Below are 19,863 nucleotides of genomic sequence, written 5' to 3'. Positions count from 1 at the left end.
AAAGGGGATTAAAATAACGGTTTCGACAGGTGATTGTGTCGCAGTTCTTGCTATTAGCGAGAGAGGGTGGCGATGACCTGGTCTTCGTCCATTTTGTCGAGGCGATTGAGCAATTTACGCGTGATGCCTTCCAGCTGCGATTTCTCGTCGTTCGACAGCGAAGACCAGAGATATTGCAGGCTCTGATGCTGAGGGGGCAGCAGCTGACGCAGGAACTCATTCCCTTTTTCGGTAAGATGCAGATGAAGGCAGCGACGATCGTTGTCGCTCTCGCGACGCTCGATCCAGCCGCGCTTCTCCAGCTCATCGGCGATGCGCGTGGCGTTGGTGCGTGAAGAACCCAGCGCGGCGCTCAGCTCGGAGGGCTGAATGCTTTGGTTTTCCTGCGCATCCAGCGTAATCAGCGCCATGAATAAGGTTTCGTTAATTCCCTGCGCCTTTAACATCTTATTGCGATTTTCCAGCAGCTTTCCCTGCATGTGCATGCACAGACGCGTCAGAATGATTTCGTGCAGCGGGAAATCTTTATGGCGATTTGCGCGGATGTTAAGCATCTGTTCAATGGGAGTAAACGAACTTTCCATTATAAAAAAACCTCACTAGTTGCAGCTAATATAGTAACGATGGTGACAGATTAAGCGTAGTCATTTTTACTCCGCGCAATGGTTCAGAAGATCACACTGTCGTCATCAGGTGTTTCCAGGCCGCTCCCTGACCCTGGGTACGAAACCCCTCGTCTCTGCCACTTCCGCCGCAGGGCACGATATCTAAACGGGAAGAAACTTTTTGTTTGCTAAATAATTTCGCAAGAAAAAATAACTTGTGTGAATAAGTTTGTTGCTAACCATAACAAAACTAACCATTCATGACCAGACTCAATGACATGTTTGGTATTTTATTTACTTACTTAAGTGGTTTTCGAAGCGGTAACCGCGCCACCAAATCAGCAGGTTGAGCAGCGTCATCACCACGCCAGCGGCGCATACGCCGTACCAGCCGGCAACGTGATAGGCGTTGGCCGAAAGCAGCGAACCCAATGCGCCGCCAATAAAATAGCTGGTCATATAGCCAGCAGTAAGGCGATTGCGCGCCTCGGGCATCTGACTATAGATCACACTCTGGTTGGTGATGTGCACCCCCTGAACCGCCAGGTCGAGCAGCAGGATGCCGACAATCAGCGCCGCCAGCGAGTGGGCACCCAGCGCGGTCATCCCCCAGGAGGCGAGCATAATCAGCAGGCCCAGCGTGGTGGTAAGCCTGGCTTTACCCTTATCCGCCAGCGATCCGGCCTGACGCGCCGCCAGCGCGCCCGCCGCGCCGACCAGCCCGAGCAGGCCAATCTCACCCTCGGAGTAGCCGTAAGGCGGCGAGGCGAGCAGAAACGCCATTGACGTCCAGAGCACGCTAAAGTTGGCAAAAGAGAGACAGCCAGCCCAGGCGCGAGTGCGCATCACGCGATTCGACCGGTAGATCTGGAAAATCGATTTCAGCAGCTGCGGATAGTTAAGCGACACCGTAGGTTTCACCTGCGGCAGAAAGCGCCACAGCGCCAGCGCCATCAGCACCATCAGCACGCTGGCGGTCCAGTAAACGGTGCGCCAGCCGCCCAGCTGCGCCAGCGCGCCCGCCACGGTACGCGCCAGCAGAATGCCGAGCAGCAGGCCGCTCATCACCGTGCCGACGATTCTGCCGCGCTTCTCCGGCGGTGCCAGCGTTGCGGCCAGCGGCACCAGGATCTGCGCCACCACCGAGAACAGGCCGGTCAGCACCGTACCCAGCAGCAGCAGGGTAAAAGAGGAGGAGGTGGCGGTCATCACCATGCCGCCCGCCGCCAGCAGGCTCATGCCGACGATCAGGGCGCGACGCTCAAGCATATCGCCAAGCGGCACCAGCAGCAGCAGGCCGCACGCGTAGCCCAGCTGCGCCGTGGTAACGATAAAGCCCGCCATGCTGACGGAGAGGTGGAAGTTCTGGGCAACGGTATTGAGCAGCGGCTGGACATAGTAGTTGCTGGCCACAGAGAGACCCGTGGCAACGGACATCAGCAACACCAGCGCAGGGGTCAGCGTATGGCGATGAGCATTCATTTATCAGGCGCGCAGAGAGTAATAATCATAATCGGTTAATAGTAACCGAAAAAACTATTTCACTGAGGGGGAATTTGACAGGACCTACCAGTTGGTTCGACAAAAGGGGGTGGGCAAAGGGGCAGAGCAAGCACACTGCCCCTGAAGCGACCTGTGACTTATTTAGCGGCCGCAAGCGCGTCCTGAATCCAGCGATCGAACTGCTGCTGATGGGCGCTGATCCAGCCGTCGACGTGACGGTTAATATCCGCTTCAGACGCCTGACCGGCATGCATCGCCGCATTTTCCGCATTGATATCGGTAATCGGCAGCTTCATCTCGGTAAACAGCGCCGCCGCCGCCGGGTTCTTCTCCGCCCAGGCTTTGTTGGCCACGATATGCATACTATTGACCGGGAAACCGTAGTTGGCGCCGTTCGGCAGTTTAGTATCGACCTTGCTCTGCGCGCCCGGCAGCGACGAGAACGGCACCTGCAGCCACACCACGTCGCGGCCCGGCTTCAGCACATCGCTCAGCCAGTAGGGCGTCCAGGTATAGTAAAGGATCGGCTTGCCCTGCTTAAAGCGCGCCAGAGTATCGGCGACCATCGCCGAGTAGTTGCCCATATTGGCAGTCACGGTGTCGCTGAGGCCGAAGGCGCTGTTCTGATGATTGATAACCGCTTCGCAGCCCCAGCCCGGCGTACAGCCGGTCATATCCGCTTTGCCGTCGCCGTTGCTGTCGAACAGCTGCGCGATTTTCGGATCTTTCAGCTGCGCAATATTGGTGATGTGGTACTGCTCGGCGGTTTTCTTGTCGATCAGGTAGCCCTGTGCCGCGCCGGAGACGTAGGTGCCTGCGCGATAGAATTTTTTATCGCCGCCCGCGGCGTTATACATATCGTCATGCAGCGGCTGCCAGTTGGTGGCGATAAAGGTGAGGTCACCGGCGGCGATGGAGGTGTAGGCGACGTTATAGTCAATTTCGCTCGGCTTTTCGACGCTGTAGCCCAGCTTTTCCAGCGCGCGGCTCACCAGCAGCGTCTGGAAGCCCTCTTCGGCGATGGTGCTCTGTGCAGGCTTAACGGTCACGCCTTTGCCCGGCAGATCGGCGGCGGACGCCTGCGAAAGCGCGAACGTGGTCAGCACGGCGGCGAGGAGAGGTGCGGTCTTGCGCATAGTTATTCCTTATTGTCGGCGTTGCGAGGCGGGCGGCCGCGAGGGCCGCCCGAAAAATCAGGCTTTACGAAAAGGACGCGTCAGCAGGCCGATTGGGCCGGTATGGCGCCAGCGGCGGCTGCCGCGGCTGCGGCCGTCGCGACCCACAGACTGGGTTAAACGGTCAAGGACAATGGCGAGGATCACGATGCCGACGCCGCCCACGGTGGCGAGTCCCATATCGAGACGGCCGATGCCGCGCAGCACCATCTGGCCCAGCCCGCCGACGGCGATCATCGAGGCGATCACCACCATCGACAGCGCCAGCATCAGCGTCTGGTTGACGCCTGCCATAATGGTCGGCATCGCCAGCGGCAGCTGCACCTTAAACAGCATCTGACGCGGGCTGGCGCCGAACGACTCGCTGGCCTCGATCAGATCGGCAGGCACCTGCCTGATGCCGAGGATGGTCAGGCGCACCATCGGCGGCAGGGCGAAAATAATGGTCACCACCACGCCGGGGACGTTGCCGATGCCGAACAGCATGACGATAGGCACCAGATAAACAAACGCCGGCGTGGTCTGCATCGCATCCAGCAGCGGCCGAATGATACGGCTTGCACGCTCGCTGCGCGCCAGCCAGATGCCGAGCGGCAGCCCAATGACGATGCAGAACAGCAGCGCGGTCAGCACCAGCGCCAGCGTCACCATCGCCTGCGACCAGGCGCCGATCGCGCCGATGAGCACCAGCGAGATGAGCGTGGCGACGCCCATCGCCGGGCTGGCGATCTGCCAGGCGATCAGGGCAAACACCACGATCGCTACCGGCGCAGGCAGGCTCTGCAGCAGCTGCTGAAAGGCGCTCAGGATATAGTCCACCGGCACCCGCACGCCCTGAAACAGCGGGCGGAAGTGATTCACCACCCAGTCGATGCCTTCCGTCACCCAGCGATCGAGCGGGATCAGCGTCTTATGAAAGGGATCGAGCAGGTTAAAATGTTCCGGCTGCGGCGCAGGCGCGCTGCTCAGCCAGTCGCTGCCGCTGGAGGCGGCGTCATGGGCGGCACCGCCGTCGGGCGTGCCCCAGGCGTCAGCGCCATTGCTGGCGGACGCGGCGTGCTGCGTGGCATCCTCCCCCGCGATGGACCAGGGATCGCTGCTCGCCGGGGTGGCGGCGTCGGTCTGCGGCGCGGCGCTCGCGCCCTCCCACGGATGGCTGTTCTGTTCACTCATGACGACGCTCCCTCACGATCTAACGCACGTAACAACATGCCTTTGGAAATGATGCCAACATACTGATGCGCTTCGCCCACCACCGGCACAGCGCAGGGCGCGTGCGCGACATGGCCGAGCAGATCGTTCAGCGAGGTATCGTAGGGAACGGCGGCCGGGGCGTCGAGCAGGGCGCTATCGAGCCCTTCGCCCGCCGCCAGCGCCGCTTTCAGCGAGTCGGTCGAGACCACGCCGATAAACTTCTGCTTCTCCAGCACATAGCCGAATTCGCGATCCTCATCCTGCAACAGCTTGATGGCGGAGCGCGGGCCGAAGCCGGGCGCCTTGCGGATCAGCGATCCTGCGCTGCGGCGGGCGATATCTTTCGCGCTGAAGACGTGGCTGATATCGACGCCGCGGAAGAAGGTGCGCACGTAGTCGTTGGCCGGGTTATTCAGAATATCGTCCGGCGTGCCGACCTGCACTACTTCGCCGCCCTGCATAATGGCGATGCGGTCGCCGATGCGCATCGCCTCGTCGAGATCGTGGGAAATAAAAATAATGGTGCGCTGATGTTTCGCCTGCAGCTTCACCAGCTCGTCCTGCATCTCGGTGCGGATCAGCGGGTCGAGCGCAGAAAAAGCTTCGTCCATCAGCAAAATATCGGGATTGATCGCCAGCGCACGCGCCAGTCCAACGCGCTGGCGCATGCCGCCAGAAAGTTCATCGGGATAAGCGTGGGCGTAATTTTCCAGCCCGACCTGACGCAGGGCGTCCAGCGCTTTTTCCTGACGTTCCGCCAGCGGCACGCCGGCTAATTCCATGCCAAAAGCGGTATTATTTAGCACGTCCATATGCGGCATCAGCGCAAATGACTGGAAGACCATGCTGATCTTATTTCTGCGCACGTCGCGCAGGTCACTGTCGGATATTTTGGCGATATCGACGCCGTCAATAATTACCTGGCCCCGTGTGGGCTCGATCAGACGATTGAGAAGGCGAACCATGGTCGATTTTCCCGAGCCGGAAAGTCCCATGATGACGAATATCTCGCCTTCTTCAATAGCCAGACTGGCGTTTTTGACGCCCAGCGACAAACCGGTTTTTGCCAGTATTGTCTCTTTGCTTTCTCCTTGCTCAATATATTTAAATGCGCGGTCGGGGTTGTCCCCAAATATTTTATATAAATTCTTTACTTCAACTTTAATTGCCATGCAGTGATAAAGTCCTGGTTAAATTATTTTTGAAGTTCAGCTTTCCTGGTCAAATTTACGCGGGTCATACCGTAACACACTGACACTATCTGACAACCCTGAATGGCAATATTTACATGAGGCGAAATATTGTGATGGGCAGAATTTCCAGTGCTCGCAAGGGATGAGGGCGAAATATTTTTTTTGTCGCGGAAGGGCGAATTGATGGCGATTCGGCGCTGCCGGAGGCGGAATTCTCAGAAAAGCGCGCGGCGAAAAGAGAACATTACTCTGTCGTCAAAGCGTAATAATGGGGAAATAGAAAGGGCGGTGCGCGAAATAACCGGCAAGCGGCCGAGCAGGAAAAAATAATCATGCCGGGCCGCATTGCACCCGGCATCAGCGGTTTAAAAGTCCCAGTCTTCGTCTTCGGTTTCTACCGCTTTGCCCATCACGTAGGAGGAGCCGGAGCCGGAGAAGAAATCGTGATTTTCATCGGCGTTGGGCGAGAGGGCAGCGAGAATCGCCGGATTTACCGCGGTAAGCTCTGCCGGAAACAGCGCCTCATAACCCAGGTTCATCAGCGCCTTATTGGCGTTGTAGTGCAGAAAGGTCTTCACCTCTTCCGTCCAGCCGACGTCGGCATAGAGCGCCTCGGTATAGGCGACCTCATTCTCATACAGCGCCAGCAGCAGGTCGTAGGCGAACTGCTGCAGCGCCGCTTTGCGCGCGTCATCAACCTGCGCCAGCGCCTGCTGATATTTATAGCCGATGTAGTAGCCATGCACCGCTTCGTCACGGATGATCAGCCGAATGAGATCGGCGGTATTGGTCAGCTTGCCGCGGCTTGACCAGTACATCGGCAGCCAGAAGCCGGAGTAAAAGAGAAATGACTCGAGAAACACGCTGGCGATCTTTTTCTTCAGCGGATCCTCGGCGTGGTAGTGCTGCAGAATAATGCGCGCCTTGTTCTGCAGCGCCTCGTTCTCCTCGCTCCACTGATAGGCGGCGTCGACGTCGCGGGTGTGGCAGAGCGTGGAGAAGATTGAGCTGTAGGAGCGCGCGTGCACCGCCTCCATAAAGCTGATATTGGAGAGCACCGCCTCTTCGTGCGGCGTCAGCGCGTCCGGCATCAGGCCCGGCGCGCCAATCACATTTTGAATAGTGTCGAGCAGCGTCAGCCCGGTAAACACCCGAATCGTGAGCTGCTGCTGCTGGCTGTCCAGCGTCTGCCAGGCGGGCAGATCGTTCGACAGCGGCACCTTTTCCGGCAGCCAGAAGTTGCTGGTAAGACGGTTCCACACCTCTAGATCTTTCTCGTCCTGAAGACGGTTCCAGTTAATCGCCTGAATCTGTTGTAGTCGCATAGTTTCTATCACAGGGCGCAGGAAACGCAGCCCTGCACCTCCGTGCCCTGTAGCGCCATCTGGCGCAGTCGAATGTAGTAAAGCGTTTTGATGCCTTTCTTCCAGGCGTAAATCTGCGCTTTGTTGATGTCGCGGGTGGTGACGTCGTCGCGGAAAAAGAGCGTCAGCGACAGGCCCTGATCGACATGCTGCGTCGCTTCGGCATAGGTGTCGATAATCGCTTCCGGCCCGATCTGGTAGGCATCCTGATAGAGCGCGAGGTTCTCGTTGGTCAGGAAGGGCGCGGGATAGTAAACGCGTCCGGTTTTGCCCTCTTTGCGGATCTCAATGCGCGACACAATCGGGTGGATGCTCGAGGTGGCGTGGTTGATATAGGAGATCGAACCGGTCGGCGGAATCGCCTGCAGGTTCTGGTTATATAACCCGTGCGCCATCACCGCTTCGCGCAGCGCCTGCCAGTCGGCGCGCGTCGGCAGCGCAATGCCCGCCTCGGCGAACAGCTGCGCCACGCGCCCGGTGCGCGGCAGCCAGTCGCGCTCGACATACTTGTCGAAGTACGTGCCGCTGGCATAGGTCGATTGCTCGAAGCCGTCGAACCGCTGCCCGCGCTCGCGCGCCAGCTGATTCGAGGTGCGCAGGGCGTAGTAAGTGACGCAGTAGAAATAGAGGTTGGTAAAATCGAGCCCTTCCAACGACCCGTAGACAATCCCTTCCCGCGCCAGATAGCCGTGCAGGTTCATCTGGCCCAGACCGATGGCGTGCGATCGCTGGTTGCCTTCGGCCACCGACGGCACCGAGCCGATATGGCTCATATCGGAGACCGCCGTCAGCGCACGCACCGCCACCGCCACGGTATTGGCCAGATCGCCTGAATCCATGGCGTGCGCGATATTCAGCGAGCCGAGGTTGCAGGAGATATCCTTGCCGACGCGGCGATAGCTGAGATCCTCGTTGAACTCGCTGGCGCTGTTGACCTGCAAAATCTCCGAGCAGAGGTTGCTCATATTGATGCGACCGGCGATTGGGTTGCTGCGGTTCACGCTGTCCTCATACATGATGTAGGGATAGCCGGACTCGAACTGGATCTCCGCCAGCGTCTGGAAAAAGTCGCGCGGCTCGATCCAGCGCTTGCGGATGCGGTCGTCCGCCACCATCTCCTCATACTTTTCGCTGATGCTGATGTCGCCGAACGCCTGGCCATAGATGCGCTCGACGTCCCAGGGAGAAAAAAGCGCCATCTGGCGGTTCTCTTTCGCCAGCTGAAAGGTGATATCGGGGATCACCACGCCGAGCGACAGCGTCTTGATGCGGATCTTCTCGTCGGCGTTTTCCCGCCGGGTATCGAGAAAGCGCAGAATATCGGGGTGATGCGCGTTGAGCCAGACCGCACCCGCACCCTGACGCGCGCCAAGCTGATTGGCGTAGGAGAAGGCGTCCTCCAGCATCTTCATCACCGGAATCACGCCCGACGACTGATTCTCGATGCGTTTGATCGGCGCGCCGTTTTCGCGCAGGTTAGAGAGCAGAAACGCCACGCCGCCGCCGCGCTTAGAGAGCTGCAGCGCGGAATTCACCGCGCGGCCAATCGACTCCATATTGTCTTCGATGCGCAGCAGGAAACAGGAGACCAGCTCGCCGCGCTGCTGTTTGCCGCAGTTAAGGAAGGTCGGGGTCGCAGGCTGAAAGCGGCCGCTCAGCATCTCCTCCAGCAGCGATTGCGCCAGCGTCTCACTGCCCTGCGCCAGCGTCAGCGCCACCATGCAGGCGCGCTGTTCGAAGCTCTCCAGATAGCGTTTGCCGTCGAAGCTCTTTAGCGTATAGCTGGTGTAGAACTTCCACGCGCCGAGAAAAGTTTTAAACTCAAAGCCCCAGGCCGCCGCCTCGTCATGAAAACGGCACAGAAAGTCGAAGTCGTACTGGTTCAGCACCGCCGCTTCGTAATAGCCTTCGTCCACCAGATAGCGCAGGCGCTCCGCCGCGCTGGCGAAAGCGACCGTATTCGGCGCGACGTGCTGCAGAAAGAACTGGCGGGTCGCTTCGCGATCTTTGCTGAACTGGATGCGGCCATCGGCATCGTAGAGGTTGAGCATGGCGTTCAGCGCGTGATAGTCGAGCGTTACGCCATTGAGGGTGTCTGTTGTTGCCAAAATTGGGTTACTCCCGCTTTAACCGTGGCGATGTCGTCCGGCGTGCCCATCAGCTCAAAGCGGTAGAGCACGGGAACCTGGCATTTTTGCGCGATGATGTCGCCCGCCAGGCAGTAAGCCTCGCCGAAATTGCGGTTGCCCGCGGCGATCACGCCGCGAATGCCGCGCCGGTTCGATTCATCATTAAGAAAGTGAATAACCTGTCTGGGCACCGCGCCGCGACTGCCGCCGCCGCCGTAGCTGGGCACCACCAGAATATAGGGCTGGCGCTGCTGCAGGCGCCCGGCCAGATCGAGCGGAATGCGCCGCGCCGGCAGGCCCAGACGGGTAATAAACCGATGGGTGTTTTCCGACTGGCTGGAGAAGTAGACCAGTGGAAACATGGCGCTACTCTCCTGCCGCCGCAAGCTGACCCAGAGCGGCGATTTTGTCTGGACGGAAGCCGCTCCAGTGGTCGCTGCCCGCCATCACCACCGGCACCTGACGGTAGCCGAGCGCTTTCAGGTCGGCGGCGGCGTCAGGCTGCGCGTCAAGATTGATCAGCTGACAGGCGATGCCGTGACGATCCATTGCCTGCTTCGTCGCGTTGCACTGGACACAGTGATCTTTAGTGTAAATAATAATGCGCATGATTCGTATTTCCCTTAACGCATGGGCCTGTTGGGGTAAACCGCAGACGATACGCTGTTTTCTGGACGGCGCCGCGGCTTGCATTTTGTGTCTGGACGATAGAGAAGATACTAGATATAGGGCCTAAAAAATTCAAGCGCGCTATATATAGGGTTTTTGGCAAAAGATAGGCAAAAGACGGTTAACGCCAGGCAGCATGGGGATCGGGGCAGGAGAAAAAAATTTTAAATAGGCCGAGGCGGGTAAAGGGCGAAAAAAAGCCCCGCTTGCGCGAGGCCTTGAAAGTTCTGATGAGATTAGCGGCGACCGACCAGCAGCGCGCCTAACACCAGGCCGACCGCGGCGCCGATGCCCACGCCGTGCCAGGGCTTGTCGTGCACGTAGGCGTCAACCTGGTAGCCCGCATCGCGCGCTGCCTGCGAGACGCGATTATGACCGCCGTTCAGTTTCGCACGCGTCTGCTTCAGCAGCGCCTGCGCCTGACTGCGCGCAGAGTCCACCTCATCTTTCGCTTCGCTGCCGTAAGATTTCAGCAGCGCTTCCAGTGAATCAGCGAGATCGTTCACATCCTGGTTAACATCAATGTCATCGTTTTTAGTGGTTCGATTAAACATTTTTTCGCTCCCTTTGATTTTAAACGTAATACTGAGTGTAGACGATGCAGAGATAAACGCATCGGCACATCCGGGGTTTAGGGAAATTCCGAAAGCCGCACGGCGGCGTGCTGTTGTAAGGTTGCGAGGCTTGAAAGAAGAGAGGAAAGAGCATGTATTTACGACCCGATGAGGTAGCGCGCGTTCTGGAGAAGGCGGGATTCGAAGTTGACGAGGTCACGCCCAAAGCTTACGGCTATCGCCGTGGCGACAGCTATGTCTATGTTAACCGCGAAGCCCGTATGGGACGCACGGCGCTGGTGATCCACCCCACGCTAAAAGAGAAGAGTCAGCCGTTCGCCGAACCGGCGTCAGAGATGAAGACCTGCGATCACTACACGCGGTTTCCGCTTTACCTGGCGGGCGAGTCGCAGGAGCACTACGGCATTCCCCACGGATTCAGTTCGCGCATTGCGCTGGAGCGCTACCTGCAAAGCGTCTTCGGCTGACGGCGGCCAGCCCCGTCAGCGCGGGGCGCGGCGCTTTTTTAGCAAAACCTTATCTTTTATCACGTTGCAATTCCCGGCGGCGACGCGTATAACCCTGCCATATAGATGTTTAGACGTCCATATGGATAAGAAGATGAGTGAACAGGAAAACCCGTCACGGGAACAATTCAAACGCACGATGAAAACGCGCCATCTGGTGATGCTATCGCTGGGCGGCGTGATCGGCACCGGGCTGTTTTTCAATACCGGCTATATTATTTCCACCACCGGCGCGGCGGGCACGCTGCTTGCCTACCTGATCGGCGCGCTGGTGGTCTGGCTGGTGATGGTCTGCCTCGGCGAACTGTCGGTGGCGATGCCGGAAACCGGCGCCTTTCACGTCTACGCCGCGCGCTACCTCAGCCCGGCTACCGGCTACACCGTCGCCTGGCTCTACTGGCTCACCTGGACGGTGGCGCTCGGCTCCAGCTTTACCGCCGCGGGCTTCTGTATGCAGTACTGGTTTCCCCAGGTCCCGGTATGGATCTGGTGTCTGCTGTTCTGCGTCGCCATCTACTTACTGAATATCATCTCCACGCGCTTTTTCGCCGAAGGGGAGTTTTGGTTTTCCCTCATCAAGGTTGTCACCATCATCGCCTTTATCGTGCTGGGCGCGGCGGCGATGTTCGGCTTTATCCCGCTGAAAGATGGCAGCGCCGCGCCGGGACTGGGCAATCTCACCCAGCACGGCTGGCTGCCGCACGGCGTGCTGCCGATTATCATGACCATGGTGGCGGTTAACTTCGCCTTTTCCGGCACCGAGCTGATCGGCATCGCCGCAGGGGAAACGGAAAATCCACAGAAGGTGCTGCCGCTGGCGATCCGCACCACGGTGGCGCGACTGATTATCTTCTTCGTCGGCACGGTGCTGGTGCTGGCGGCGCTGATCCCGATGGAGCAGGCGGGGATCGTCAAAAGCCCCTTTGTGGTGGTGTTTGAAAAGATCGGTATTCCTTACGCGGCCGATATCGTTAACTTCGTTATTCTTACGGCGATCCTCTCGGCGGCCAACTCCGGGCTCTACGCCTCGGGGCGCATGCTCTGGTCGCTGGCGAATGAAAAGACGCTGCCGCACTGCTTCGCCCGCGTCAATCAACGCGGCGTGCCGCAGCTGGCGATCACCGTCAGCATGCTGGGCGGCGTGCTGGCGCTGCTCTCCAGCGTTATCGCGCCGGACACGGTGTTCGTCGCGCTGTCGGCCATCTCCGGCTTTGCGGTGGTCGCCGTCTGGCTCAGCATCTGCGCGTCGCACTATATGTTCCGCCGCCGTCATCTGGCGCAGGGCAGGGCGCTGGGCGAGCTGGTTTACCGCGCGCCGCTCTATCCGCTGACGCCGATACTGGGTTTCGCCCTCTGTCTGCTGGCGTGCGTCGGACTGGCATTCGACCCTTCGCAGCGCATTGCGCTCTGGTGCGGCATTCCCTTTGTGCTGCTCTGCTATGCGGTTTACGCTGTTACCCATAAAAAATCGCAGGCTGAGGAGGCCAAAGATGCAGCATAATTCCGTGGCGCAGGCGCTGGCTGAAAGCGACATGCTGATTCTGGACGGCGCGCTGGCGACCGAACTGGAGGCGCGCGGCTGCAACCTGGCGGACGCCCTCTGGTCCGCTAAGGTGCTGATGGAAAATCCTGAGCTGATCTATCAGGTACACTACGATTATTTCGCCGCCGGCGCGCGCGTCGCCATTACCGCCAGCTATCAGGCGACGCCGCAGGGCTTCGCCGCGCGCGGGCTGGATGAGGCGCAGTCGCTGCAGCTTATCGCCCGCAGCGTTGAGCTGGCGCGGCGCGCGCGCGACGACTATCGCGCCGCAAGCGGCAGCCAGGCCGCGCTGCTGGTAGCGGGCTCGGTCGGGCCTTACGGCGCTTTCCTCGCCAACGGCGCGGAATACCGCGGCGACTATGCGCTGCCGGAAGAGGAGATGAAGGCGTTTCACCGTCCGCGCGTGCAGGCGCTGCTGGCGGCGGGTGCCGATCTGCTGGCGTGCGAAACGCTGCCCTCGTTTGCCGAAGCGCGGGCGCTCACCGCGCTGCTGGCGGCGTTTCCCGAGGCGCAGGCCTGGTTCTCCTTTACGCTGCGCGACGCGCAGCACATCAGCGACGGCACGCCGCTGCGCGAGGTGGCGGCTTTCCTACAGGCGCAGCCGCAGATCGTCGCGCTGGGCATCAACTGCGTCGCGCTGGAGCAGGCGACGCCAGCGCTCCAGCAGCTACAGACGCTGACCAGCAAGCCGCTGGTGGTCTATCCCAACTCCGGCGAGCAGTATGACGCCGTCAGCAAAACCTGGCACTCCGCGCCGTCGGGCTGCACGCTGCATGACAAGCTGCCTGAGTGGCGCGCCGCCGGCGCGCGGCTGATTGGCGGCTGTTGCCGCACCACGCCGCAGGATATCGCGGCGATTGCGCACGGCTGTCAACCGCAATAAAGCGCAGAAAACAGGCGATGATAGGGCGATTAACCCTGCAAGGGCGGTTTACACTGCCCTTTCTGACCCTTAAGCGGATCCCTTCATGAAACAGCGACTTCTTATCCTTGCCGCCGCGCTGCTGCTTAGCGGCTGCGCCTCGATTGTCGGCTCCTCGACCCAGGCGGTGCGTATCGACTCGCTGCCGCAGGGCGCGCGCTTTACCGTACAGGATGAAGATGGACGTTCGGTGGCGGAGGGCTATACGCCGCAAACCGTGGAGCTGGCGAAGTCGACCGGCCGCTATTTCGGCAAGAAGCACTATCAGGTGATGCTGGAGAGTCCGGGCTACGTGCCGGTGACGCTGCCGATCGAAGGCAAAGCGAACCTCTGGTATCTGCTGGGCAATATTCCGCTGGGCGGTTTTCCCGGCTGGCTGCTGGTCGATCCCTTTAACGGTGGAATGTACAACCTCCAGCCGGACCATCCGCGGCCTTTCCTCAATCCGGTCGGCGCGCGCGGCTAGCGGCGACGACTACTGCGCGGTGGGTTTCACCATCGCGCCGCCTGAGCGGAACCTTTCCAGAAACTGATGCTGGAAAATGCACATGCGGATGGTGTTGCGATACTCGCCGTTGATAAAGAACTCGTGCTTCAGCACCCCTTCCGTCTCAAATCCCAGCTTGCTGTAGATGTGAATCGCCTTCTCATTCTCCTGATCGACGATCAGATAGAGCTTGTAGAGATTCAGCACTGAAAAACCGTACTCCATCGCCAGCTTCGCCGCCTGGCTCGCCAGCCCTTTGCCCTGATGCGCCGGATCGATAATGATCTGAAACTCGGCGCGACGATGCACGTGGTTAATTTCCACCAGCTCCACCAGCCCGGCTTTCTGGCCGTCGTGCTCTACGACGAAGCGGCGTTCGCTCTGGTCGTGAATGTGCTTGTTATAGAGATCGGAGAGTTCAACAAAGGCCTCATAGGGCTCTTCGAACCAGTAGCGCATGACGCTGGCGTTGTTATCCAGCTGATGAACGAAGTGCAGATCTTCCCGCTCCAGCGGGCGTAGCTTAACCGTCATGGTCACCTCTTTGCAGACAGATTCCGCGCGAGTATAGCGCACAAGGCGCGCCAGCTCGCGCGAACCGTTATGCGCCAATCTGCTCGACGATGCGCCCCTGCGCCATGCGCGCGGCGCGGTCGCACATATGGTCGATCACGTCGGGATCGTGGCTGACCAGCACCATGGTCAAACCGTCATCGCGCTTGAGATCGTTCAGCAGGTTAAGGATCTCCGCCTGTACCGACATATCGAGCGCCGAGGTCGGCTCATCCAGCAGCAGGATTTTCGGCTCCAGCAGCAGCGCGCGCACGATCGCCACGCGCTGGCGCTGGCCGCCGGAGAGCTGATGCGGATAGCGCGCCGCCAGCGCCGGATCGAGCCCGACGTGGCGAAAGCCCTGATCGATGCGGTCGTCGATATTGTCGCGGCGCAGCAGCTTCAGCGGCTCCGCCAGGGTGCGGCGCAGGCGGTGGCGCGGATGCAGCGAGGCGTAGGGATCCTGAAATACCATCTGCACGTCGCGGCGCAGCTGGCCGGTAAAGGGTTTGCCCGGCGCGACGTCGCTGCCCGCCAGCGCCATTTTTCCCTGCCAGTGCGGATTCAGCCCGGCCATCACCCACAGCAGCGACGACTTGCCGCAGCCGGACGGGCCCACCAGGCCGAAGCACTCACCGGCGTTGACCTGCAGATCGACCTCGTGCACCACGGTGCGCAGCTCGTAGCCCTGCTTGTGCGCGACGCTCAGCCGCTGAAGATTAATCATGGTTCGCCTCCAGCGCGGCGCGATCCAGCACCGGCAGCGGCTGGCCGTGGGTCGCTTTGCTCGGACGGCAAGACCAGAGCGTGCGCGTATAGGGATGGGTGGCGCGCGGCAGATCGGCGGCGGGCAGCGTATCGAGCATGCGGCCTTTGTACATCACCATCACGCGTTCGCAGTGTTCGGAGACCTGCTGCAGGTCGTGGCTGATCAGCAGCAGACCCATATTGCGCGCCTCAACCAGGCGACGGATCAGCGCCAGCACCTGATCGCGCATGGCGTGGTCGAGCGCCGAGGTCGGCTCGTCGGCGATCAAAAAGGCGGGATCGGTAATCAGCGCGATCGCCAGCATCACGCGCTGGCCCATGCCGCCGGAAAGCTGGTGTGGATAGCGCTGCATCAGCTGGCGCGGCTGCGGCAGGCCTACGGCGTCGAGCATCTCGCACACCTTCTCTTTGCGCTCGCTGCGGCTCAGGCGGCGGTGCAGCAGCAGCGGCTCCTCGACCTGCCAGCCGATGGTGCGCGTCGGGTTAAGCGCATATTTCGGGTCCTGCATCACCATCGCCACCGTATCGCCGCGCAGCGCGCTCCAGGCTTTTTCGCTCAGGTGCAGCGCATCGTGGCCCGCCACCTCCAGCTTCTGGGCATTCAGGTGCAGCGCAGGGGAGAGCAGCCCCATCAGCGTACGCGCGGTCAGCGATTTGCCGGAGCCCGATTCGCCCACCAGCGCCACGCGCTCGCGGCCGATGCGGAAGCTGATGTCCTCCACCAGCAGCGCGTCGTCGCTGCGGATGCTTAGCGACTCGGCGTGAAGTAACAGATCATTTGGCATGGCGGGTATCCAGTCGGTCGCGCAGGCCGTCGCCTGTCAGGTTAAAGGCCAGGCTGGCGAACAGAATCGCCGCGCCGGGGGCGGCGGCGACCCACCACTGGTCGAAAATCACTTTACTGCCTTCCGCTACCATCGAACCCCATTCGGCGGTCGGCGGCTGCACGCCCATGCCGAGAAAGCCAAGGCCGGCGGCGGAGAGAATAATGCCGCCGAGGCTGAGCGCGGCGCGCACCACGGCGGTGGGCAGGCAGAGCGGCAGAATATGGCCGAACATCAGGCGCAGCCCGGTGATGCCCTGCATCCGCGCGGCGGCCAGATAGTCGCTGCGGCGCAGCGCCAGGGTCTCGGCGCGCGCCTGGCGGGCGAAGGGCGGCCAGCTGGTGAGCGCCAGCGCCAGCGCGCCGTTCATCAGGCCGGGGCCGAGCATCGCCACCAGCGCCAGCGCGATCACCAGGTTCGGCAGCGAAAGAAAGATATCGGTAATGCGCATCAGCACGCGCTCCGTCCAGCCGCCAACGTAGCCGGCGGTAATACCGACCAGCAGGCCGACCGGAATGGTCAGCACCAGGATCAGCGACACCAGCAGCAGCGTCGGGCGCGCGCCGTAGATCACGCGGGAGAGCAGATCGCGGCCGAAGCCGTCGGTGCCGAACCAGTGCTGCGCCGAGGGCGGCAGCAGGCGCGCCGAAATGGTCTGCAGGTTGGGATCGAAGGGCGCGAGCAGCGGCGCGAGCAGGGCGGTCAGCACCAGGATCGCCACCAGCGTCAGGCCGATGGTTAGCGAGGTGACGCGGCGACGGCGGCGGCGCGGCCGCACGGTTTCGAGTTCAGAGAGTTGTTGCGTCATCGGGTTCTCGGATCGGTTAACCAGGTTAGGGCGTCCGCCAGGGCGTTAAGCAGGATGAAGCAGGCGCCAATCAGCAGCGTAGAGCCGAGGATGGCCGGTACGTCGGCCGAAAAGAGCGCGTTGGTCATATAGCGCCCGACGCCCGGCCAGGCGAAGACGGTCTCGGTCAGCACCGAGCCCTCCAGCAGCGTGGCGTAGGAGAGGGCGATCACCGTCACCAGCGTGCCCAGCACGTTGGGAAAAATATGGCGCAGCAAGATGCGGCCGCGACCGGCGCCCTTGGCGCGCGCCAGCGTCACATACTCTTTGCTACTCTCTTCCAGCAGCGCGGCGCGCAGCAGACGGGTAATGCCCGCCATCGCCAGCAGGCCAAGGATCACCACCGGCAGCCAGAGATGGGCGATAGCGTTGCGGAACATCTCGCGATCGCCAGAGAGCCAGCTGTCGATCAGCACGAAGCCGGTTTTCGGCTCCAGCGTATAGACGTAGAGATCGTCGAGCCGTCCCGGCCCGGCGGACCAGTGCAGCACGGCGTAAAACAGCAGCAGCCCGAGCAGGCCGAGCCAGAACACCGGCACCGAATAGCCGAGCAGGGAGACGAAGCGCGCCACGTTGTCAATCACGCTGCCGGGCTTCCAGGCGGCGAGCAGCGCCAGGCTGACGCCGAACAGGGCGGCGAAGATCATCGAGCAGGTCGCCAGCTCAATAGTCGCGGGGAAGGTCTGCATCAGATCGTGCGCCACCGGCTGATTGGTCAGGTGGGAAAGGCCGAGGTCGCCGCGCGCCAGGTGTTCGAGGTAGCGCCAGAACTGCACCAGCACCGGCTGATCCAGCCCCAGCTCGTGGCGCACCTGCGCATAGGTCGCTTCGCTGGCGTGATCGCCGGCGATCTGCTGCACCGGATCCACCGGCGAAAGGTGGGAGAGCATAAAGGTAAAGGCCAGCAGCCCAAGCAGCGTCACCAGCAGCGACAGCAGGCTGGTGACCAGCCGCGACAGGCGCGGCCAGAGTAGCCGGGCGAACCCGGCCTCCGAGGCTGACTGCGCCATTATTTGCTGACCTGCGAGTAGTAGACCATGTCAGGGTTGATGCCCTGCACGTAGCCTTTCAGGTTATCGCGCAGCGCCACCAGGTTGCGCGCCTGCAGGCCGATCACGTATGGCGAGTTTTTCAGCACCGATTCCTGCATCGCTTTGTAGAGCGCCACGCGCTTCTGCGGATCGCTCTCTGCGGTCGCCGCCAGCACCTGCTTGTTCAGCTCGGGGATATGCCAGTCGGAGCGGTAAGCGATGGTTTTGCTGCCATCTTCCGGGTTATAGGCGAACGAAGCGGCGTTGGTGTTGGGATCGAAGTAGTCCGCGCCCCAGGCGTTCAGCGTTGCCTGATACTTGTGCGCCTTCACGCTGGTGGAGACTTCCGAACTCAGGCCCGGCTGCACGTTGATCTTCACGCCGCCTTTGGCAAAGCTGCCCTGCAGCGCCTGCGCGATATCGAGGTAGGGCGGCTGGTTGCTGGTGGAGAGATTGAAGCTGACGTTGGTCAGGCCAGCTTTCTGCAGGATCGCCTTCGCCTTTTCCGGATCGTAGCTGTAAGGGGTATCGTTGACCGCGCCGAGGAAGCCTTTCGGCAGGAAGGTCTGATGCACGTCGAACTGGCCTTTCAGCAGGTCGTTGGCGATGCCCTTATAGTCGAACAGGTAGCGCGCCGCTTCCCACAGCGCCGGGTTCTTCAGGGTCTCGTTGCCGCCGACGTTGAACTGAATGTAGTAGAGCGACGCCATCGGGTAGGCTTCCGTCTTCACGCCCGCCTTGCCTTTCAGCGAGGCGATCTGATCGGCGCCGAGGTTACGCGCGATATCCGCGTCGCCCTGCTCCAGCAGCAGACGGCGCGCCGCCGGCTCCGGCACGTTTTTAATCAGCACGTTTTTCAGCTTCGGCGCGCCGGCTGGCGAGGTCGGGTTAGCGCTCAGCAGCACCACCTGATGCAGCACCACTTTGCGGATCTGATAGGGGCCGCTGCCCGCCGAGTTGGTTGCCAGCCAGCCGTTGCCCAGATCGCCGTTTTTCGCGTTCGCCATCACGGTTTTTTCATCAACGATAGAGGAGACCGGCGCAGAGAGCAGGCTCAGCACATAGGTCGGGCTGACGTTGGCGCTCCAGCTGATCTGCACATGGTTGTCGTCGACTTTCTTCAGGAAGCCGTCAACGTTCTCTTTGGTCCAGCCGAGCTGCGTCAGGATAAAAGAGGGATCGAGATTGAGCTTCACCACGCGGCCCAGCGAGAAGATGACATCTTCCGGGCGCAGCGGGTTGCCGCTGGAGAATTTAGCGTCTTTGCGCAGCTCAAAGGTCAGGCTGCGGTTATCGCTGCCCGGCTGCCAGCCGCTGGCGAGCGTCGGTTTCAGATCCGTCGGGTTTTGCGGATCGGACTGGACCAGGCGCTGATAGATATTGGTAAAGGCCTGCACGCTGGTCAGTTCAAATCCTTTGGCGGGATCGAAGCTGTCGGCGTCATCGATAGACTGTGCGATAACCAGCGTATCTTTTGGCGTAGCGGCCTGTGCGGCAAAGGCGGCTGTCAGCGAAAGCGCCAACAGGGAAGCAGCAGTTTTTTTCATGGTAATTCCTTGCCTTATAAAGTAGTCACGCGAGTGTACGAGAGGGCTTGAAGGAAGAATAGTCTATTATGGGCTAACCTTATGCATAAAGGTTATAAGGATGACGTGCTGGTTATAAGAGACGCAAAATGTTGTTAAGTCAGTATAGAGAAACAGAACCTCAACGAAGCTTATTTAGCCTTAATTTATTCTTTATCCTTTTTTCGCCGCGCTTATAATAGCGCCAACTCACTACTGGAGAATTCACTTGGACAGTCATTCGACAAGGTTATTAACACTGGCAAGCTGAATCTCCATGCTGCTTGCCATCCGGCGGGCAGCGATCCTCGTTAGTCACGATTGCTCCCTGAACACGCTATTTATTGTAGGGCGATCGTTATGCTGTTTTTCACTCACGCACTTTTTCCTCCACCTCGCTCGCGTAGCTGA

The 19,863-nt window shown here is 60.5% G+C and carries 20 protein-coding genes; 4 read left to right on the top strand and 16 right to left on the bottom strand.

Features of this window, described 5'->3' with window-relative positions:
• Positions 1 to 53: 53 nt before the first annotated feature.
• The 10 genes from mprA to ACR6A7_RS19890 all read right to left on the bottom strand — a co-directional run bounded on the left by mprA (position 54) and on the right by ACR6A7_RS19890 (position 10,386).
• The gene (gene mprA, locus ACR6A7_RS19935; protein ID WP_434127000.1) at positions 54 to 584 is read right to left on the bottom strand and encodes a transcriptional repressor MprA; all 531 of its coding nucleotides are present in this window, start codon (positions 582 to 584) and stop codon (positions 54 to 56) included.
• A 315-nt stretch (positions 585 to 899) separates the two neighbouring features.
• Complete coding sequence (locus ACR6A7_RS19930; RefSeq protein WP_434126999.1) at positions 900 to 2,087, bottom strand: MFS transporter; 1,188 nt, start codon at positions 2,085 to 2,087, stop codon at positions 900 to 902.
• Between the two features lie 158 nt (positions 2,088 to 2,245).
• On the bottom strand, positions 2,246 to 3,244 hold the full coding sequence (gene proX, locus ACR6A7_RS19925; protein ID WP_434126998.1) for a glycine betaine/L-proline ABC transporter substrate-binding protein ProX: 999 nt from the start codon (positions 3,242 to 3,244) through the stop codon (positions 2,246 to 2,248).
• A gap of 57 nt (positions 3,245 to 3,301) precedes the next feature.
• A complete protein-coding gene (proW, locus tag ACR6A7_RS19920) occupies positions 3,302 to 4,456 on the bottom strand; it encodes a glycine betaine/L-proline ABC transporter permease ProW (protein WP_434126997.1) in 1,155 nt (384 codons plus the stop codon).
• Positions 4,453 to 5,649, bottom strand: a complete 1,197-nt coding sequence (gene proV / locus ACR6A7_RS19915) for a glycine betaine/L-proline ABC transporter ATP-binding protein ProV (protein ID WP_434126996.1) — start codon at positions 5,647 to 5,649, stop codon at positions 4,453 to 4,455. The genes proW and proV overlap by 4 nt, the downstream gene beginning before the upstream one ends.
• A gap of 386 nt (positions 5,650 to 6,035) precedes the next feature.
• On the bottom strand, positions 6,036 to 6,995 hold the full coding sequence (nrdF, locus tag ACR6A7_RS19910) for a class 1b ribonucleoside-diphosphate reductase subunit beta (RefSeq protein WP_434126995.1): 960 nt from the start codon (positions 6,993 to 6,995) through the stop codon (positions 6,036 to 6,038).
• Between the two features lie 8 nt (positions 6,996 to 7,003).
• Positions 7,004 to 9,142 carry a class 1b ribonucleoside-diphosphate reductase subunit alpha gene (gene nrdE, locus ACR6A7_RS19905; RefSeq protein ID WP_434126994.1) on the bottom strand — a complete coding sequence of 713 codons (2,139 nt, stop codon included), beginning with the start codon at positions 9,140 to 9,142 and terminating at the stop codon, positions 7,004 to 7,006.
• Complete coding sequence (gene nrdI / locus ACR6A7_RS19900; RefSeq protein WP_434126993.1) at positions 9,112 to 9,525, bottom strand: class Ib ribonucleoside-diphosphate reductase assembly flavoprotein NrdI; 414 nt, start codon at positions 9,523 to 9,525, stop codon at positions 9,112 to 9,114. The genes nrdE and nrdI overlap by 31 nt, the downstream gene beginning before the upstream one ends.
• A 4-nt stretch (positions 9,526 to 9,529) precedes the next feature.
• Complete coding sequence (gene nrdH / locus ACR6A7_RS19895; protein ID WP_434126992.1) at positions 9,530 to 9,772, bottom strand: glutaredoxin-like protein NrdH; 243 nt, start codon at positions 9,770 to 9,772, stop codon at positions 9,530 to 9,532.
• A 296-nt stretch (positions 9,773 to 10,068) separates the two neighbouring features.
• Positions 10,069 to 10,386 carry a DUF883 family protein gene (locus tag ACR6A7_RS19890; protein WP_434126991.1) on the bottom strand — a complete coding sequence of 106 codons (318 nt, stop codon included), beginning with the start codon at positions 10,384 to 10,386 and terminating at the stop codon, positions 10,069 to 10,071.
• 152 nt (positions 10,387 to 10,538) lie between these two features.
• Here ACR6A7_RS19890 and ACR6A7_RS19885 point away from each other — a divergent pair, with 152 nt between their 5' ends.
• The 4 genes from ACR6A7_RS19885 to ACR6A7_RS19870 all read left to right on the top strand — a co-directional run bounded on the left by ACR6A7_RS19885 (position 10,539) and on the right by ACR6A7_RS19870 (position 13,844).
• Positions 10,539 to 10,874: a DUF2002 family protein gene (locus ACR6A7_RS19885; RefSeq protein WP_033754097.1), complete on the top strand. Its 336-nt coding sequence runs from the start codon at positions 10,539 to 10,541 to the stop codon at positions 10,872 to 10,874.
• Between the two features lie 133 nt (positions 10,875 to 11,007).
• A complete protein-coding gene (gene mmuP / locus ACR6A7_RS19880) occupies positions 11,008 to 12,414 on the top strand; it encodes an S-methylmethionine permease (RefSeq protein WP_434126990.1) in 1,407 nt (468 codons plus the stop codon).
• Positions 12,404 to 13,339 carry a homocysteine S-methyltransferase gene (gene mmuM / locus ACR6A7_RS19875; RefSeq protein WP_434126989.1) on the top strand — a complete coding sequence of 312 codons (936 nt, stop codon included), beginning with the start codon at positions 12,404 to 12,406 and terminating at the stop codon, positions 13,337 to 13,339. The genes mmuP and mmuM overlap by 11 nt, the downstream gene beginning before the upstream one ends.
• Before the next feature lie 85 nt (positions 13,340 to 13,424).
• Positions 13,425 to 13,844: a hypothetical protein gene (locus tag ACR6A7_RS19870; protein WP_033754089.1), complete on the top strand. Its 420-nt coding sequence runs from the start codon at positions 13,425 to 13,427 to the stop codon at positions 13,842 to 13,844.
• Positions 13,845 to 13,853: 9 nt separating this feature from the next.
• On the opposite strand, the gene speG is transcribed toward ACR6A7_RS19870, so the two are convergent.
• The 6 genes from speG to ACR6A7_RS19840 form a co-directional block, all read right to left on the bottom strand.
• The gene (speG, locus tag ACR6A7_RS19865) at positions 13,854 to 14,399 is read right to left on the bottom strand and encodes a spermidine N1-acetyltransferase (RefSeq protein ID WP_033791956.1); all 546 of its coding nucleotides are present in this window, start codon (positions 14,397 to 14,399) and stop codon (positions 13,854 to 13,856) included.
• A 67-nt stretch (positions 14,400 to 14,466) separates the two neighbouring features.
• Positions 14,467 to 15,144: an ABC transporter ATP-binding protein gene (locus ACR6A7_RS19860; RefSeq protein WP_434126988.1), complete on the bottom strand. Its 678-nt coding sequence runs from the start codon at positions 15,142 to 15,144 to the stop codon at positions 14,467 to 14,469.
• Positions 15,137 to 15,970, bottom strand: coding sequence for an ABC transporter ATP-binding protein (locus ACR6A7_RS19855; protein WP_434126987.1), 834 nt, complete (start codon positions 15,968 to 15,970; stop codon positions 15,137 to 15,139). Before ACR6A7_RS19855 ends, ACR6A7_RS19860 begins: the two co-directional genes overlap by 8 nt.
• Positions 15,960 to 16,817, bottom strand: coding sequence for an ABC transporter permease (locus ACR6A7_RS19850; protein WP_434126986.1), 858 nt, complete (start codon positions 16,815 to 16,817; stop codon positions 15,960 to 15,962). The genes ACR6A7_RS19855 and ACR6A7_RS19850 overlap by 11 nt, the downstream gene beginning before the upstream one ends.
• Positions 16,814 to 17,866 carry an ABC transporter permease gene (locus tag ACR6A7_RS19845; RefSeq protein WP_434126985.1) on the bottom strand — a complete coding sequence of 351 codons (1,053 nt, stop codon included), beginning with the start codon at positions 17,864 to 17,866 and terminating at the stop codon, positions 16,814 to 16,816. Before ACR6A7_RS19845 ends, ACR6A7_RS19850 begins: the two co-directional genes overlap by 4 nt.
• Positions 17,866 to 19,434, bottom strand: a complete 1,569-nt coding sequence (locus ACR6A7_RS19840; protein WP_434126984.1) for an ABC transporter substrate-binding protein — start codon at positions 19,432 to 19,434, stop codon at positions 17,866 to 17,868. Before ACR6A7_RS19840 ends, ACR6A7_RS19845 begins: the two co-directional genes overlap by 1 nt.
• Positions 19,435 to 19,863 lie beyond the last annotated feature (429 nt).

This window comes from Pantoea phyllosphaerae (genome assembly GCF_051025595.1).
GTDB lineage: Bacteria > Pseudomonadota > Gammaproteobacteria > Enterobacterales > Enterobacteriaceae > Pantoea.
The sequence above is the reverse complement of the archived record's forward strand: the minus strand, read 5'-3'. Positions and strand labels throughout refer to the sequence as shown.

What these genes read in the sequence shown, in the direction of transcription:
- ACR6A7_RS19850 (WP_434126986.1), bottom strand. Translation starts at nt 16,817, where the DNA reads ATGACGCAACAACTCTCTGAACTCGAAACCGTGCGGCCGCGCCGCCGC.
- proX (WP_434126998.1), bottom strand. Translation starts at nt 3,244, where the DNA reads ATGCGCAAGACCGCACCTCTCCTCGCCGCCGTGCTGACCACGTTCGCG.
- mmuM (WP_434126989.1), top strand. Translation starts at nt 12,404, where the DNA reads ATGCAGCATAATTCCGTGGCGCAGGCGCTGGCTGAAAGCGACATGCTG.
- proW (WP_434126997.1), bottom strand. Translation starts at nt 4,456, where the DNA reads ATGAGTGAACAGAACAGCCATCCGTGGGAGGGCGCGAGCGCCGCGCCG.
- proV (WP_434126996.1), bottom strand. Translation starts at nt 5,649, where the DNA reads ATGGCAATTAAAGTTGAAGTAAAGAATTTATATAAAATATTTGGGGAC.
- mprA (WP_434127000.1), bottom strand. Translation starts at nt 584, where the DNA reads ATGGAAAGTTCGTTTACTCCCATTGAACAGATGCTTAACATCCGCGCA.
- ACR6A7_RS19840 (WP_434126984.1), bottom strand. Translation starts at nt 19,434, where the DNA reads ATGAAAAAAACTGCTGCTTCCCTGTTGGCGCTTTCGCTGACAGCCGCC.
- speG (WP_033791956.1), bottom strand. Translation starts at nt 14,399, where the DNA reads ATGACGGTTAAGCTACGCCCGCTGGAGCGGGAAGATCTGCACTTCGTT.
- ACR6A7_RS19885 (WP_033754097.1), top strand. Translation starts at nt 10,539, where the DNA reads ATGTATTTACGACCCGATGAGGTAGCGCGCGTTCTGGAGAAGGCGGGA.
- ACR6A7_RS19870 (WP_033754089.1), top strand. Translation starts at nt 13,425, where the DNA reads ATGAAACAGCGACTTCTTATCCTTGCCGCCGCGCTGCTGCTTAGCGGC.
- nrdI (WP_434126993.1), bottom strand. Translation starts at nt 9,525, where the DNA reads ATGTTTCCACTGGTCTACTTCTCCAGCCAGTCGGAAAACACCCATCGG.
- ACR6A7_RS19845 (WP_434126985.1), bottom strand. Translation starts at nt 17,866, where the DNA reads ATGGCGCAGTCAGCCTCGGAGGCCGGGTTCGCCCGGCTACTCTGGCCG.
- ACR6A7_RS19930 (WP_434126999.1), bottom strand. Translation starts at nt 2,087, where the DNA reads ATGAATGCTCATCGCCATACGCTGACCCCTGCGCTGGTGTTGCTGATG.
- mmuP (WP_434126990.1), top strand. Translation starts at nt 11,008, where the DNA reads ATGAGTGAACAGGAAAACCCGTCACGGGAACAATTCAAACGCACGATG.
- ACR6A7_RS19855 (WP_434126987.1), bottom strand. Translation starts at nt 15,970, where the DNA reads ATGCCAAATGATCTGTTACTTCACGCCGAGTCGCTAAGCATCCGCAGC.
- nrdF (WP_434126995.1), bottom strand. Translation starts at nt 6,995, where the DNA reads ATGCGACTACAACAGATTCAGGCGATTAACTGGAACCGTCTTCAGGAC.
- ACR6A7_RS19890 (WP_434126991.1), bottom strand. Translation starts at nt 10,386, where the DNA reads ATGTTTAATCGAACCACTAAAAACGATGACATTGATGTTAACCAGGAT.
- ACR6A7_RS19860 (WP_434126988.1), bottom strand. Translation starts at nt 15,144, where the DNA reads ATGATTAATCTTCAGCGGCTGAGCGTCGCGCACAAGCAGGGCTACGAG.
- nrdH (WP_434126992.1), bottom strand. Translation starts at nt 9,772, where the DNA reads ATGCGCATTATTATTTACACTAAAGATCACTGTGTCCAGTGCAACGCG.